This window comes from Crenothrix sp. (genome assembly GCF_043729335.1).
In the GTDB taxonomy this organism is placed as follows: Bacteria; Pseudomonadota; Gammaproteobacteria; order Methylococcales; family Methylomonadaceae; genus Crenothrix.
The window spans coordinates 35930-51764 of record NZ_JAYTLQ010000010.1; the positions used below are offsets into that span (position 1 = coordinate 35930).

Genomic DNA, 15835 nt, shown 5'->3' on the forward strand with positions numbered 1-15835 from the left:
AAGATGTGTTTAAAAAACTTGTATTATGTAATTGACAAAAATATGCTTATCATGATTGAATTTTTAAGTTGGTAAAGTTTCTGTTTTTTCTGAAAATAGTCATAACACAGTAGGTAGTCCATAATGCGGTCATTGGTTTTAGTTTTAAATCTTATTGTAAGCGCGTCTTTTGTTATTTATCCCACCGATATGTTGGCGGCATCAGGCCACAAACATAAAAGTAGCGTTAAATCACACAGAGGCAAGCATAAGCGCGGCCATGGTAAACACGTAGCGCGTGATCCAGGCAATGTCTGGGATCGTATTCGTGCGGGTATGAGAATATCAAAGCCAATGCCACCTCAAGCTTTCTCAAGTTTGCAGCACGCCAATGTGCCCAGTGCTTCAACGGCTTCCAATCCTGTCAGCGCAACTCAGGTAAGCGCGGATCAGCAAACTGCCAATGAAAAAATCCAGGCCGAACTGGCTAGTAAATACACAGATCTTGGCAGACAGCCTCAGATACTAAATCACAATCGCCTTACATCGCCCAGTATTGTGGCCGCTCCACTGCAAAACTACACGCGTTATGGTCGTCAGCGTCTTAACGCCACGCGTTCTGATTTAGGCGCGGCTAACGCGACTATCGCGCAATCACTACAAAATCGCCATGGGCATTTGTTAGAGCCCAGTGCGGATTATTTAACTTCGGGTGCTCAAGCACGTACACGTATCCGTACTCAGTTAGCACCACCGTCAACATCGACACCATCGTCGCCTGATCATACGCCAAATATGAGTTCAGAAGTTATTGCCAAAGCTAGCGACTCGTCGGGGTATTACACCAAAAAACAACACGATACTCCGCCCATTTCTCCTCAAGTTGACGCCTCAACACAGCTGTCAGGGCTGGAATATAAGCAAAGCGCACGCGAAGAGGAAATCTGGAAGCGGCAGGCGCTTATTTACGGACGTTTTAAAAAACAGGTCAATGGCTACGGACAGCGTCCGGATTATTTGCAGCGCGTTGCTGAACGCTCGCAGCCTTATTTGTATCATATTGTTGAAGAACTCAGCCAACACGATATGCCCATGGAATTGGCGTTGTTACCGGTGGTAGAAAGTGCTTTTCAGGCGACGGCTTTGTCGCCGATGAGTGCCGCCGGTATTTGGCAATTTATTCCTAGCACGGGACGCGATTTTAATTTGGTGCAAAACGCAAACTATGATGCGCGTCTTGATGTTGCCGCCTCAACCCGTGCTGCGGTACGTTTTTTATACGGCTTAAAAAGCCATTTTGGCGACTGGTTGCTTGCGCTAGCGGCTTATAATTGTGGGCAGGGCACGGTTGATGCGGCAATCAGCGCTAATAGGGCTTTAGGTTTAGGTACAGATTACTGGTCGTTAACGTTACCCACCGAAACCATGGATTACGTGCCGCGTTTGTTGGCGGTAGCGCAGATTTTTTCTAATCCGGGCGCTTATGGTTTAAAGCTCAGCCCGATTAGAAATGAGCCTTATTTTGTTAAGGTCAAAATTGACCGTAAAGCCGACATTGATTATCTGATTGGTAAAGATTTGACGGAGGTTGCGCAAATGGCTAATCTCAGTTATGGCCAATTTTGTCAACTGAACCCAGCTTATATCCAACCCAAATTAACTCCGAATGGCCCATTTACTTTTTTGATGCCAAGTTCTCATGCCAGTAAATTACGCGACAGTTTGGATAGTATTGCAAAATTTTTAGGTCAGCAGCCTACCCAGTTGTCAAAAAATGCGCCGGTAAAAGCTGGGTCTACCCAAGAAGCGAGTTTGTCATTAATACCTTCAACCATCAGTGTAGCCGCTTCACCAATGATGGCTATTAATGCACCTGGTATCAGCAGCCCGTTTGTATCATTGGATTTAGCAACGGGTCAAAATAAAAAACCCATCAACCCATAAGAGAGCTGGATAATTTTAATCGCTGTAAATAACAAGTTGGTGTAAGTAATTTTGTCAGTAATTGGGTTTTTATAGGCATTGTAAGTATTTTAAAATGATATTTGTAAGTTATTTTAAGCTGGAATTGAAGTGTGTACATTAGTGTTAAATAAAATTTGACAGACACTGTGCAAAAGTGTTTTTTTCTATTAATCTATATCATTATTAACACTTTAAATCCTCCCTAGCCTTATAAATGAAACGGACATTTGTTTTTTTATTAACTGTTTTAACACAAGCCCCATTTTCTTACGCTCAAACGGACACCCCTGCCTTAGATAAAAAAATCCCTGCGTTACAATCTACGCTATCCCAGCAATCTGATTCTTTACCGGCAAATCAGATTCAAAAACCTGATTTACTGTTGCACGCACAACTAAAAGCCCGACAAAATATTCTTTTAGCCAGCGAAATGTCCGGGCGTATTCAGCGTCTTGACCTGCGTGATGGCGAGTGCTTTATAGCCGGTCAGGTGCTGGCTACAATCAGTTGCCCAAAAGCAAAATCGCAACTCAGTAAAGTGCGTGGCGTGCTCACTCAACAAGAGCAAGCTATACAACAGCTAGAGGATATGCATTCTATTAACACCTTGGAAATTGATCTTGCCACTAGAGAGCGAGATGAAGCAAAGGCTAATGTTATGCTCACAGAAGCTTTAGTGAGCCGTTGTGTGGTTTATGCGCCTTTTGCCGGGAAAGTTGTAAAACGCTTTGCCAAGCCTTCGCAAATAGTACGGGTAGGCGATCCTTTGTTAGAAATTATGGATAATAATAGCCAAGACGTTGAATTTTTAGTGCCTGCGAGCGAAATATCCCACATCACGTTGGGTAAGCATTACCAAGTTAATCTGGAAGACACCACGAAACCTTATCAAATTGAGTTAACTGGCTTAGGTGGGCGTATTGATTCGGAAACACAAACCATTAAAATTTATGGCCGAATTGAGGATGCCGTAACAGCTGCTTTGTTGCCTACCGAAAATCTGGCGGCTTTGGGAAGTTTTAACCATTAAAGTGACATAGTGCAGCGTCAATGCCTGCTGGATTCCAACTTGTAAAGGCGGGCTACACACATAAGATGGGATGCTCAATAAGGCACACCGTTCCTGAGCTTGTCGAATGGTTCACCACGAACCGCTCCTTCACCTGTCTCGCCTTAAGTTGAAAGCCTAAAGGGGCTTTCACGATAACCACGGCATTGAGTTTATTGACCCTGCCGTTTTGGTACGGTGTGTATTAACACACTAAATTTTTTTATGCCCTTAAACAATCTCAATTAATGCACATTGATGCTATAAATCCGCTCCTGGAAATTTTTTCCCAAGGTGAAGAAATCACCCGCGGCCAAATTGCCGACACCAATGCTGCCTGGCTTTCGCAGCAGGCTGTACAGATTGGCTTTACCGTAACACGGCATACAGCGGTAGGTGATAAGCTGGATGATTTGGTGGCGCTATTACAAGAAATTGCCCAGCGTGCCGATTGTTGTTTGTGCACTGGTGGTTTAGGGCCTACTAGTGATGATTTAACGGCGGAAGCGGTAGCAAAAGCGTTTAATTTACCCTTGGTATTGGATGATATTGCCTTTGCGCAAATCAAACAGTTTTATGCCAATCGTAACCGGATTATGCCAGAGACTAATGCTAAGCAGGCTTTATTGCCGCAAGGTGCTGAGCGACTGGATAATGCTTTGGGCACGGCGCCGGGCTTTGCGCTTAAGTATCAAGGTTGCTGGTTTGCCTTTATGCCAGGCGTGCCGTCTGAAATGAAACAGATGTATCTGGAAAAGCTCTTACCCAATTTTCCGCAGCGATTTACCTTGCGCCCTGGACGATTGGTTACTTTAAAAACCATAGGCATGGGCGAGTCGGCTATACAGCAAGTGATTGACGCGATTTCGATACCTTCCGAAGTACAATTAGGTTTTCGTGCCGCCGAGGATGTGCAAATTAAACTGTTGTTTCCGTGTGCATATCCAGAAAAAGCTCTACAAACTTTAGTTGATGCTGTTGTTAATGGCTTGAAAGATTGTGTGTATGCCATTGATGGCCTCGGTGAAGAAACCGGTGATTTAGTCGCTACTATTGGTCAATTGATGACGGCAGGTCGTCACAGTTTAGCGGTGTTAGAAACCGTCAGCCAAGGTTTGTTGGCGGCCAAATGTATTGGCTCAGAATGGCTGGTAAGTGGCCTTTATGAACAATCGCTGCGTCGGTTAAAGCAACAATTCGGCATTGCTGATGATGTTGATGATTTAGTAGCCATTGCCAAAACAATAGCACAGAAAATTCAGCAACAGCAGGACGTTGATTTTGCGTTGGTACAACTGTATGCTGAAGATCATCATGCTTTGTACGATAAAGATAAATCCATTGCAGTGCACAGTGTGTTACTTGCAGGGGATCATTGTTACCCTATGGTTCATTCCATAGCCGGTTCTATTCAACGCAAGCAAAAGCAGGCAGCAGTGATGTCTTTGGACGTGTTGCGCCGCTATCTTCTAAATGCCCCTCGCTAATAGCGTCTATTGAGTTTGTAAATCTTTCCTTGGACGAACCTGTAACACACTATTTTTTTATTGTCATGTGAAATATTACCTTGTAAATACAAGGCTATGCGGATTAGAATCGAACTGACAAAATATTCTTATTTGTGGAAGGGATATGCGCTATTTGGTCATCCCATTATTGTTTTCATTCGTGCCACTGTGCTGGCCGGGCATTATTATTGCCCGTGAAAGCTGCCCGGATAGCCATGCCGCAAAGGTAGTATCTTTGCAAGGCAAATTGTTTTTTGATCCAAAAAGTAATGGTCAATGGCAACCCGCGCAACTTAATGAGCTGTTATGTGAAGGCAGCCGCATACGCGTAGATGTCTACAGCCGGGCGCTAATACAACTGCCAAGTGGCATTGTGCTACGCCTTTTTGAAGGCACTGTGCTTTCCTTGAATGAAATAGCCCCGCAGAAAGCGCCATTATTGAATATGGTTAAAGGTTTTGTACACTTTATCAGTCGAACCCCTAAGCGCCTCCTAATTACTACACCCATAGCCAACGCGGGGCCAGAAGGCACGGAGTTTGCCTTACGTGTTAATGAAAACAACGCCTCGCTGTGGGTTTACGAAGGTGGCGTAAAGTTCTTTAATACCCAAGGCAGTGTTAGTCTTAAACCAGGGCAGGGCGCACAGGCGCAGCTAGGACAAGCCCCCAAAGCGCAAATCGACATTAAGCCGCAAGATGCCGTTAACTGGGCGCTGTATTATCCGCCGATCTTACCTTATCCTGATGCAGCAACGGTTATTGATGCTGATATCCGCACCGCTATTGAGGAATTTCGTCAAGGGCATGTGGATGTGGCTTTATCGCGTCTGGATGCTTTAGCAACTGACAAACAAACACCGTATTTTTTCAAGGTACGTGCGGCCATACGGCTTACTGTGGGGCTTGATCAATTGGCCTTGCAAGATATTAAGGCGTTGCTGGCCAATAATCCGCACGATGCCGAGGCTTTGGCCTTGCAATCTATACGCTCACTTACCCAAAATCGAAAAGACGAAGCTTATGCTTTGGCAAACAGGGCGGTTGCGGCTGATCCGCATTCGGCTACGGCTTATTCTGCGCTGTCGTACGCTGCGCAAGGCCGTTTTGAGCTGGATAAAGCCCTCCAAGCTGCCAATAAAGCCACGCTATATGCACCACATGATGCGATGGTTTGGGCACGCAAAGCAGAGATTGAACTGGCGTTGGGATTAACATCTGAAAGCAAACAAACTGCACAACGGGCTTCTGGGCTTGATGCATCGCTTGAAAGAACACAAACGGTGATGGGATTTTCTCATCTTATAAGTATGGATACCAATGAAGCGTTACAAAGCTTTGAAAGAGCCGTGAAGCTGGACTCTTCTTCGCCTTTGGCACGCTTGGGTTTGGGGTTGGCCAAGATTCGTAATGGCGATTTGCAAGCAGGCCGGCAAGATTTGGAGATTGCCGCGATTCTTGATCCAGGTAATTCTTTGATTCGCAGTTATTTGGGCAAGGCATATTATGAAGAAAATCGCAATTCGTTGGCGGAGGATCAGTTTAGTTTAGCAAAGCAGCGCGATCCTAAAGATCCGACGCCGTATTTTTATGATGCGCTTAAAAAGCAGACGGAGAACAGGCCGGTTGAGGCGTTGCAAGATTTACAAAAAGCCATGGCGTTGAATGACAATCGGGCGGTTTATCGTTCTAAGCAATTGCTGGATTCGGATAGGGCGGCGCGTGGGGCTAGTTTGGCGCGGATTTATGATACGTTGGGGTTTGAGCAACGGGGCATAGTGGAAGCTACGAGTTCATTGCAGATTGATCCTACTAATTTTTCTGCGCATCGTTTTTTGTCCGATACTTACGTAGATCAACAAGGCAAGGAAAATGCTCAACTGAGCGAATTATTGCAGGCAAAACTATTGCAGCCCATCAACATTAACCCTGTGCAACCTCATTTGTCGGTTTCCCAACGTGGCTCATTGAATGCTTCCGGCATAGCTAATTCATCATTGCAAGATTTTACTCGTATTTATGAAAGAAATCGGCCTCAATTACTTCTTTCGGGAATTGGCGGGAGTCAAAATAGTTTCGGGGATGAGGCTATTTTAAGTGGGATATATAATAAATTTTCCTATAGTTTAGGTCAGTTCCACTTTGGAACTGATGGTATAAATGTTGACAATTTATCTCAAATTAATAAACAGGATTCAAAAGAAAGACATAATATCTACGATGCCTTTATTCAATCAGCATTAGGAGATCATCTAGACTTACAGCTTGAATACTTAAATAGAAATTCTTTTTTGAATAAAACGAATCAACCAAATAGGAATCCAGGTTCATTAAACCAAGAAATAGTTAGAACAGGCCTGCATTTTAAGCCAAATAAACAACTACATATTCTTGGACTTTATACACATATTAATTCCAAAAACACACAATTTCATTTAGAGGAAAAAATTAATACAAATGATCCAGATTCTGGGTCATTTTCGAGTTTAACAAAAACTATTGGTGAACTTTGGCAAGGACAGCTAATTCTTTCAAATAATACTTATAATATTACATCTGGGTTTAATCGCTATAAAATTGGCAACATACAAACAGATACTGTATTAAGAAATAATCGTAGTTTTACATATGAAAGACCTGATCAGGATGGATTTAATCTTTATGCATATTCACTAGCAAGATTTATCGATAAAATAAATTTAACTCTAGGGCTTAGTTATGATCAACACGATCCAGTCTCAACGATACCTGGATATATTACAAAATTGAATCCAAAGATCGGCTTACAATGGGATTTAAATAATAATGCGAAGTTTAGAATGGCTTATTTTTCTTCGTATAATAAACCATTACTGGTTAGGGACACTTTGGAACAGACTCAAGTAACTGGCTTTAATCAAATATTTGACGATTTTAATAACCGTAATTTCGATTTTTATGGCGTAGCACTAGATTTTTTTTGGCCTGGGCTATTCAGTGGTATTGAGTTTTATCGCAGAGATTCATTTACTTTCGATAATAATTACTTAGAGAAACTTGATAATTCAAATGATCGCTTTAGATTTTATTTTTATTACGCAATAAACAATAATTTTTCACTATCCTCTGAATATAAGTATGAAAAAAATAATTTTTTAGTTAACGGAATAAATACTCAAGTGCCAACGAAATACTATACCCATAAATTGCCCATAGAGATTCGGTACTTTAATTCAAATGGCCTTTTTATGAATTTAAAGTCAACTTGGGTTTTACAAAATGAATTAACCAATTTACCCAATTCTTATTTTGAATTTGTTGTTTTTGATGCGGGTCTTGGTTATCGATTACCAAAACGTAAAGGCATATTAAGCTTAGAAATTAAAAATTTATTTAATAATAGAGTTAATTATAAAAATATCACTAGATTTACTAGTGCAGATATTTTTAATAACAATCTAGAGTTTTTTAATGATAGAACAATTTTAGGCAGGATTACAATAAATTTTTAGAAAAAATAACATTAGGAGAACATCATGATAAATAAATATGTTACAGAAAAAAATACTGTAAGAACAATATATTTTTCTGCAATGGTACTTGGTATGCTTATTGGCAGTTATATAGGAAATAATTTGTTACCGCCTAAGACTATTACATATATGTATGATAATGATTTTAAAAGCTTAATAACTAATAATGAAGATTACAAAAAATAAATAATTATATACTTAACATAGAGGATTTAATATGACTACCCATATTATTAAAGCAATACCTGTATTAGTAGTTTCCGCCACACTTACTGCTGCATGGACGTGGAATGATACAGGCTTATGGGTTCAATTTGTAAATCAAAAAAAAGGATTCGCATGTAAATGTTCAAATGTCAATGGTACTCTTACTTGGGATGGAAAGACTGGTTCTGCTAAATGTTCTAAAGTTTCTAGCGTTGCGCCTGGTATTCCTAACGTAGTATCCGGTAAAACTTTTGAGAGTAGGAGTTGCTGCACAACATCACCCACTGTAAATGGTGCGGGTATTACTCTACCTACAAATTGTTAACTTAACTAAGACCGTAGGTCGGTAAATTGTAGAAGGCCGTAAGACGGATTAATTGTAAGGTGGATTCGCGTCAGCAATCCACTAATGCAATCAACGAAACCTTTTTCGGGTGATTTTTACCTATGCCGTGTGTTTATACAGGGAGGACTATGTTAGCAAAGCTGGCTTGTTAATGCTAAACCACCCTGCCAACTCTTCTAGGTTACTTTTTACAACCTTTTGCTGTGCAGTAATGTCTTTCTTATTTGTTAAAAAGAGTGGTGCTATGGCGACTATTAAATTATCCGGCGATTTTATTAAAGACGTAAAAGCAACGGCAATGGCCATGCACAGATCCGTACCCAAGCAAATAGAGCATTGGGCACGACTGGGAAAGATAACGGAAGAAAAGCCTGATTTACCCATTGGCTTTGTAAAAGATGTTTTTTAACCAGCTAAAACATTTACTTTAAACTCAATTTAGCAAGCTCGTGTCAAGGCACAGTTATCTTGGCAACAACCCCAAACTTAGGATGATCCAGATAATAAATTTCATTCAATTTGATCGGGCGTGTTTCGTTAAGACGGTACAACACTTCGGGTTTACTGTCGCTATGTGGCGAAGAGATTGTATATTCAAAATCAGCAAATAATTCTAAGCTCGAAGTGTTTTTAAGCTGGACAAAGCCATTGATGCGGCCATCGTTATTTGTGATGTGAACAGGGGATAGTTGCTCTTGCTCTTGCAGCCATGCAACAACGGTTGATAAAGCGGATTTTTGGCTAACGCGTTAACTGTGTCGGTGAGTGTGCTGTGCGCTGATTTAAAGCTGGACAGCTCGCTTAATAACGCAGTGGTTGGCCATTCAATCTGGCTTTTGGATTGATTAAATGTTTCGGAGCTAGGCAGGTTTTGAGCAAAAACTATCAGCCCAATACGGTAATTAATGTCTTCCGCAAAAGCATTGCTTGAGATTGCCAGAAAAATAGCCAAACCCGCCATCTTGCTTAAGCACAATGGCCTTTTACCCAAAATACAAGGAGGCGAATGTACAAGACAGACGCCACCATTGGTCGGTATTTTAACTGAATATCGCCTTGATTTTGGCAAACAAACCGTTTGGATTGCTGGTATGCTCTTCTATTTCTTCTTTAATTTCAGCGCTGGCGCTATCCCACATAGATTCAATATCAGCTTTCAGTTCTTCCCAAGATTCTTCTGTTGCGTCTTTTACAGTTTCAAATTTTGCTTGAACTTCTGAAAATTGAACCTTTAAATTTTCAATTTGTTCGTCAAGTTCTGCTTTAATATCATCGGTCGCTTCTGCGGCTCTTGCTTGTAATCTATCAATATCAGATTGTAAGCCGGTTGTAGTTTCTTCTAATTTAACTTGAGCTTCATCTTTCGTCATAGCAGTTTTCTCCATCTCAGTTTTCAAAGACGCTTTTGTTTGCACAAAGCGCAAATAGTTATTGTTGTTTTACACTGGTTTTTTCTGTTTTCCATAAAGTCCACGCGCCGTAGCCTAAACCCAGCCAAGCCGCATATTTTATGAAGGGGGATGCAATTAATGCCAAAATACTGATGACAATGATAGTAAGTCCATCCCAAGACGAGCGTTCGGTTATACGTTTTTGTATCCAGTCAACCACGGTGTTTACTGCCGACATCCACGATAGTTGTGCCATATATCCCTCCAAATTTATCAGGTTATAACAAAAAACTGGAGCCCGGTGACCACAAGTTGCAATGGCGACCTCACTCATCCGACAAAATACTATAAAACATAAAAACTTACAATACTAATGCTGAATGTGTGCGTGAAACAGTTTAAGTAAGGTTTACAGCTTTAAGCTCTTGCACAAGCCCAGACATCTACTCGTTTTACACCGAAGTTTTTTAATACTGCCGCCAGCTCATGTACAGTTGATCCCGTCGTCATCACATCATCCACAACGGCAATATGTCGTGCAGTTATCGGCTTAATCAGTGAAAAAGCATTTTTTATATTGTGACGGCGTTCTTTGGCAGTTAATGAGGTTTGGTGCTGAGTATCGCGATGGCGAATACAACTTTCAACATCCAGCGGTAACTTAAGCTGTTTGGCGATAGTCCGGGCGATTTCAATGGATTGGTTAAAGCCACGTTCTCTATATCGGGATTTGTGCAAAGGTATCGGAATAATAACATCGGGGAGTTCCGCATGTTTTTGCAGATAGTCACCCAAAAGATTCCCCAATAAGCGGGCATTTTTATAATTGGCACTAAATTTGAGTGAGGTAATCAGGTAGCGGGGCACACCTTGGTGCAGAAAGGGAGCGTAGGTTCTATCAAATGCTGGTTTAAGGGAGACACAACGTCCACAAAGGCTTTTTGTGGGAGTGGTTATCTCCAGCGTTTCAGCACATTGCCAGCAGCAATGATGATTGCTAGGCAAATGCCGGTAACAGGAGTCGCACAAATCCAAATCATCCATCCCCGCATGGCCGCATAAGATACAAATAGGCGGTAACAGGTTCTTCTGTATAATATTAAGCCAGTTGTATCCTATTTTCATGGCAGCAAGTTGACAAGTGTGTCGCCGATTGTTGTCACTTAACTTTAGCTGGAGTTTTACAAAATGTCTGCAAACCTCGTAAGTATCGGCGTAATTGAGCCCGCAATCCGTCACAATTGGCAGTTGGATGAAGTGCAAGCCCTGTATGCCATGCCGTTCAATGATCTGATTTTTAAGGCGCAAACCGTACACAGAGCCCATTTTGATCCTAACGAAATCCAGATCAGCAGTTTGTTGAGTATCAAAACCGGTTCTTGTTCAGAAGACTGCGGTTATTGCCCGCAAAGCGCCCGTTACGATGCCGGGGTTAAATCGGAAGCCTTGATGCCGGTTGATGAAGTATTACAGATGGCGCAACGTGCTAAAGATCAAGGCGCATCGCGTTTTTGTATGGGGGCTGCGTGGCGTAAACCCAAAGACAAAGATGTTGAGCGGGTTATCGAAATGGTGCAAGGCGTAAAGGCCTTGGGTATGGAAACCTGCGTCACGCTGGGTATGTTGACCGATGCCCAAACCGATCGTTTAAAAGAAGGCGGTCTGGATTATTACAACCATAATCTGGATACCTCGGAAGACTATTACTCGGAAGTGATTACGACGCGCACTTATCAAGATCGTCTGGATACTTTAGACCGGGTTAGAAATGCCGGTATTAACGTGTGTTGTGGCGGTATTGTCGGTATGGGTGAGAGCGATGTTGACCGCTCCAATTTATTGATACAACTGGCTAATATGCTCAAACACCCTGAAAGCGTACCTGTTAACATGTTGGTGCAGGTAGAAGGCACGCCGCTCATGGGCACAGAAGCTTTAGATCCGCTGGTTTTTATCAGAACCCTAGCCGTTGCCAGAATTATGATGCCCAAATCTCGTGTGCGCTTGTCGGCAGGCCGGAATAATATGAGCGATGAAATGCAGGCGCTGTGTTTTTTAGCGGGTGCTAACTCTATCTTTTATGGTGATAAATTACTGACTACCGACAACCCTATGACCAACGACGATCTGGCGTTATTCAAGCGTCTGGGTGTACATTCAGGTGGCTCGAGTTACGCTTAATGCCGGCACCGTTTGCACATTTGGCGAATGATCTTGAGGATATTCGCCAAAAAAATCTGTACCGTTCCAGGCGCGTTATTCAAGCATCCCAAGGCGTTTATGTGCAAGTTGATGACAAAACACTTATCAATTTTTGCAGCAATGATTATTTGGGGCTGGCACAACACCCAGATGTAGCCAAGGCATTTAAAAATGCTGTTGATGAGTATGGCGTTGGCAGCGGTTCGGCGCATTTGATTTGTGGCCACAGTGCAATCCATCATGCGTTGGAAGAAGAACTGGCCGCCTTTACCGGACGGGATAGGGCGTTGCTGTTCTCTACCGGATATATGGCCAATTTGGGCGTGATTACCGCTTTGCTGGGGCGATCTGATACGGTGTTTGAAGATCGTTTAAATCACGCGTCGCTATTGGATGGCGGTTTGGCATCGGGTGCTAAATTTAAACGTTACAAGCATGCGGATGTTAACGATCTCGCTAAACATCTACAAAAAACTACCGCTAACAAATTGATAGTAACGGATGGCGTGTTTAGTATGGATGGTGATTTTGCGCCTTTAAATGATTTGTCGCGTATTGCAAAACAGGAAAGCGCCTGGCTCATGGTCGATGACGCGCATGGGTTAGGGGTTATTGGCGAACAAGGCGGTGGGTTATTGGAACATTACGCTTTAAATCAGCAAGATGTGGCCGTGTTGATGGGCACGTTAGGCAAAGGTTTTGGCACATTCGGTGCGTTTGTGGCAGGCTCTGAAGTGTTGATTGAAACCTTGATTCAAAAGTCCCGCACGTATATTTATACCACTGCGTTGCCTACGGCGGTGGCGGCAGCGACACGTGCCAGTTTACAGCTGGTCATCAAGGAAAATTGGCGCCGATACAAACTTAACGCATTGACGGAACGGTTTAAAACCGGAGCAGGGCAGTTGGGATTGAGTTTAATGCCATCGTTATCAGCCATACAGCCAGTTTTAGTTGGTGATAGTTATTTAGCTGTCGGGTTAAGTAATGGGCTGTTTGACGCTGGATTTTTAGTCAGTGCCATACGTCCGCCAACCGTACCGCAAGGCAGTGCGCGGTTGCGTATTACATTCTCAGCTTTGCACGAGGAAAAGCATGTTGATCAATTGCTGGATGCTTTGGACAAGATAAGCCATGACTAAAATTTATCAACGCACTGTCGGTAGCGGAAAGTCGATTGTGCTAGTGCATGGCTGGGCAATGCACAGTGGTGTGTGGGGTGATTTTGCAGCACAGCTGGCGCAGCATTATCGGGTAACCTGTGTTGATTTGCCGGGCCACGGCTACAGTGAGCCGTGCGATGAGTTCACCTTGGCGCATATCAGTGAGCTTTTGGTGAATGCGGTCGATGCTGAAACTAGCTGCTGGTTAGGTTGGTCATTGGGCGCGACAGTGGTGCTGGATTTGGCAGCGCGGTTTCCGGAGCGGGTTAATTCAGTGATTTTACTGGCCGGTAATCCAAAGTTTGTGCAAGCTGACCCTGAAAGTAATGATGATTGGCCAGGCATGAATGTTAATGCCTTTGATGCGTTTGCCAGCCATCTCAGCCAAGATCGTTTGGCAACCTTATCGCAATTTTTATCTTTACAAAGTCAAGGATTATCGGGTGCTAAAAATCAGTTAAGCCAGCTAAAAGAGCTGTTGTCAACGTGCGCATTACCTAGTCAGGATACTTTACAGTCTGGTTTGGCGCTATTAAAGCATAGTGATATGCGATCAGTGTTGGCGACGTTGGATATTCCGGTTTTAGCATTATTAGCTGAAAAAGATGCGCTCGTGCCTGTCGCCGTGGGGCAATATCTGCACGATAACTATCCACAGGTTCAGGTAAATGTATTTAAAAACGCTGGCCACCTTTTATTTTTATCCCATCAGCAAGACGTGTTGGCACGGGTTTACAGGTTTATGGATGAGCAATGAGCGTTAGTTTTAATCTTGATAAACGTAAAATTAAACAGGCTTTTTCGCAAGCTGCGCTGACCTATGACGGTGTTACCCAATTACAGCGCACGGTGGGTAAAGCCTTGCTGCGCGATATTGATAACCGCTGTATAAGCGATAATGTGCTGGATTTGGGTTGTGGTACCGGTTTTTTAACTCAAGAACTTCTGGCGCTGTTGCCTGGTAAGCAAATAATTGCCCTGGATTTGGCGCTGCCTATGTTACAGGCGGCGAAAGCAAAGTTAAAAACTATCGATAACGTGATTTATATGTGTGCGGATGCAGAGCAGATACCGATTACTGAACACGCAGTTGATCATGTTTTTTCTAATCTCATGCTGCAATGGTGTGTTGATATTAAAGCGGTTTTTATGGACGTTCGCCGAGTTTTAAAACCCGGAGGGCAGCTGGTTTTTTCTATCTTTGGCCCGCAAACGTTACAAGAACTGAAACAGGCTTGGGGCGCTGTTGATAACTATAACCATGTCAATTATTTTTACGGCATGTATGAGCTTAAAGATTTTTTGCAGCAATCAGGTTTTAATATTCTAAAATGTCAAAATCAACTTTACACAGTAGAGTACGAATCGGTTCTGGCGCTGATGAGAGAGTTAAAAAACATTGGCGCACACAATGTCAATGTGTCCCGAAACAAACAGTTGACCACTCAGCGGCAGATGCAACAGATGATTTCGGCCTATCCAACATGCCACGTTACTCATCGAATCAGCGCGACATTTGACGTGATTACTGTTATTACTGGCAGGTAAGGTATTATGCAAGAAGGTTATTTTATTACCGGCACCGATACTAATGTCGGTAAAACGTGTTCAACGGTAGCACTGATGCGCTATTTTAAGCGTCAGGGGAAATCGGTAATAGGGATGAAGCCAGTAGCTTCTGGGTGTTTTATGGATCAAGGCCAGCTAAGAAATATGGATGCGTTATTAATCCAAAAAAATGCCTCGGTGAGGGCAGGTTATGATCTGGTTAATCCGTATGCTTATCAACTGCCGGTTTCGCCGCATATTGCAGGTCTTGAAAATCCCGTTGAGATGATTAATTTACTGGCCAAGTTTGAGCAATTAAAGCTATTGGCGGAGGTGGTGTTGGTTGAAGGTGTGGGCGGATGGTATGCGCCCATTAATAACCACCAGGATGTCAGCGATTTGGCGGTAGCACTGGAGTTGCCGGTCATTTTAGTCGTAGCGGTTAAGCTAGGCGGTATTAATCATGCCAAGTTAACCTATCAGGCTATTCAGCACTCAGGACTGACTTGTGCTGGCTGGATTGCCATGTGCATAGAGCCGCATTTGTTGTGCTTAGACGATAATATCCAAAGCTTAAAAAACGTGCTAAATGTGCCTTTATTGGGCGTTTTACCTTTTATGGAGGTTATTGATTTCGATCTTTTGTCCAGGCAGTTAAAGCTATAGCCTGGTTTATTTAAGTCGTAATGGGGATTTTAATAGTTTACGGTCTTTAGTTTTTTAATCTTTTAAGTGTATTATTTGTAAGAAAATTATATTTAATGTCTATTTTATTTACACTAGATAAAGATATGCTTTCTATTCCCCGCTGTTAAAACATAGTCGAAGAAATATACAGGTAAAGTGATTATTAATTTTAGAATAACGTTGTTTATTAGTGGCTTTTATTGTTTCAGTCATTGCTCTCTGCACGTATTTGCAACACATTAAAAATAGTTTTACACTGTTCACACATGAGAAAGAAGTT

The 15835-nt window shown here is 42.5% G+C and carries 17 protein-coding genes and 1 pseudogene; 13 read left to right on the top strand and 5 right to left on the bottom strand.

Annotated elements, in window-relative coordinates; all coding sequences use genetic code 11:
- Positions 1 to 123: 123 nt before the first annotated feature.
- The 8 genes and pseudogenes from ACHZC4_RS03085 (at position 124) to ACHZC4_RS03120 (ending at position 8973) form a co-directional block, all read left to right on the top strand.
- Positions 124 to 1923 carry a transglycosylase SLT domain-containing protein gene (locus tag ACHZC4_RS03085; RefSeq protein WP_394752316.1) on the top strand — a complete coding sequence of 600 codons (1800 nt, stop codon included), beginning with the start codon at positions 124 to 126 and terminating at the stop codon, positions 1921 to 1923.
- Positions 1924 to 2158: 235 nt separating this feature from the next.
- A complete protein-coding gene (locus ACHZC4_RS03090) occupies positions 2159 to 2974 on the top strand; it encodes an efflux RND transporter periplasmic adaptor subunit (RefSeq protein WP_394752317.1) in 816 nt (271 codons plus the stop codon).
- A 161-nt stretch (positions 2975 to 3135) separates the two neighbouring features.
- Positions 3136 to 3201, top strand: a pseudogene (locus tag ACHZC4_RS03095) (hypothetical protein); the annotation flags it as partial.
- Positions 3202 to 3240: 39 nt separating this feature from the next.
- Complete coding sequence (locus ACHZC4_RS03100; RefSeq protein ID WP_394752318.1) at positions 3241 to 4479, top strand: competence/damage-inducible protein A; 1239 nt, start codon at positions 3241 to 3243, stop codon at positions 4477 to 4479.
- A gap of 256 nt (positions 4480 to 4735) precedes the next feature.
- Complete coding sequence (locus tag ACHZC4_RS03105) at positions 4736 to 7990, top strand: tetratricopeptide repeat protein (RefSeq protein ID WP_394752319.1); 3255 nt, start codon at positions 4736 to 4738, stop codon at positions 7988 to 7990.
- 24 nt (positions 7991 to 8014) lie between these two features.
- Positions 8015 to 8197, top strand: a complete 183-nt coding sequence (locus ACHZC4_RS03110; protein WP_394752320.1) for a hypothetical protein — start codon at positions 8015 to 8017, stop codon at positions 8195 to 8197.
- A gap of 31 nt (positions 8198 to 8228) precedes the next feature.
- A complete protein-coding gene (locus ACHZC4_RS03115) occupies positions 8229 to 8543 on the top strand; it encodes a hypothetical protein (RefSeq protein WP_394752321.1) in 315 nt (104 codons plus the stop codon).
- Positions 8544 to 8775: 232 nt separating this feature from the next.
- Positions 8776 to 8973 carry a hypothetical protein gene (locus ACHZC4_RS03120; protein WP_394752322.1) on the top strand — a complete coding sequence of 66 codons (198 nt, stop codon included), beginning with the start codon at positions 8776 to 8778 and terminating at the stop codon, positions 8971 to 8973.
- A gap of 43 nt (positions 8974 to 9016) precedes the next feature.
- Here ACHZC4_RS03120 and ACHZC4_RS03125 read toward each other — a convergent pair whose 3' ends face one another.
- The 5 genes from ACHZC4_RS03125 to ACHZC4_RS03145 all read right to left on the bottom strand — a co-directional run bounded on the left by ACHZC4_RS03125 (position 9017) and on the right by ACHZC4_RS03145 (position 11080).
- On the bottom strand, positions 9017 to 9271 hold the full coding sequence (locus tag ACHZC4_RS03125) for a CsiV family protein (protein WP_394752408.1): 255 nt from the start codon (positions 9269 to 9271) through the stop codon (positions 9017 to 9019).
- Entirely contained in the window at positions 9178 to 9555 is a 378-nt protein-coding gene (locus tag ACHZC4_RS03130) for a hypothetical protein (RefSeq protein WP_394752323.1), read from the bottom strand. Before ACHZC4_RS03130 ends, ACHZC4_RS03125 begins: the two co-directional genes overlap by 94 nt.
- 49 nt (positions 9556 to 9604) lie before the next feature.
- Positions 9605 to 9979, bottom strand: a complete 375-nt coding sequence (locus ACHZC4_RS03135; RefSeq protein WP_394752324.1) for a hypothetical protein — start codon at positions 9977 to 9979, stop codon at positions 9605 to 9607.
- A 13-nt stretch (positions 9980 to 9992) separates the two neighbouring features.
- The gene (locus ACHZC4_RS03140) at positions 9993 to 10211 is read right to left on the bottom strand and encodes a hypothetical protein (protein WP_394752325.1); all 219 of its coding nucleotides are present in this window, start codon (positions 10209 to 10211) and stop codon (positions 9993 to 9995) included.
- Between the two features lie 161 nt (positions 10212 to 10372).
- Complete coding sequence (locus ACHZC4_RS03145) at positions 10373 to 11080, bottom strand: double zinc ribbon domain-containing protein (protein WP_394752326.1); 708 nt, start codon at positions 11078 to 11080, stop codon at positions 10373 to 10375.
- 63 nt (positions 11081 to 11143) lie between these two features.
- Between ACHZC4_RS03145 and bioB the strand changes: the two genes are divergently transcribed.
- Genes bioB through bioD form a run of 5 tightly spaced genes read left to right on the top strand, consistent with a single transcriptional unit; the run spans position 11144 to position 15534 of the window.
- Positions 11144 to 12136, top strand: a complete 993-nt coding sequence (gene bioB, locus ACHZC4_RS03150) for a biotin synthase BioB (RefSeq protein ID WP_394752327.1) — start codon at positions 11144 to 11146, stop codon at positions 12134 to 12136.
- Complete coding sequence (gene bioF / locus ACHZC4_RS03155) at positions 12136 to 13299, top strand: 8-amino-7-oxononanoate synthase (RefSeq protein WP_394752328.1); 1164 nt, start codon at positions 12136 to 12138, stop codon at positions 13297 to 13299. The genes bioB and bioF overlap by 1 nt, the downstream gene beginning before the upstream one ends.
- Positions 13292 to 14077 (top strand): pimeloyl-ACP methyl ester esterase BioH, encoded by a 786-nt coding sequence (bioH, locus tag ACHZC4_RS03160; RefSeq protein ID WP_394752329.1) that lies wholly within the window; start codon positions 13292 to 13294, stop codon positions 14075 to 14077. The genes bioF and bioH overlap by 8 nt, the downstream gene beginning before the upstream one ends.
- On the top strand, positions 14074 to 14868 hold the full coding sequence (gene bioC / locus ACHZC4_RS03165; protein WP_394752330.1) for a malonyl-ACP O-methyltransferase BioC: 795 nt from the start codon (positions 14074 to 14076) through the stop codon (positions 14866 to 14868). The genes bioH and bioC overlap by 4 nt, the downstream gene beginning before the upstream one ends.
- A 6-nt stretch (positions 14869 to 14874) precedes the next feature.
- Entirely contained in the window at positions 14875 to 15534 is a 660-nt protein-coding gene (gene bioD, locus ACHZC4_RS03170; protein ID WP_394752331.1) for a dethiobiotin synthase, read from the top strand.
- Positions 15535 to 15835 lie beyond the last annotated feature (301 nt).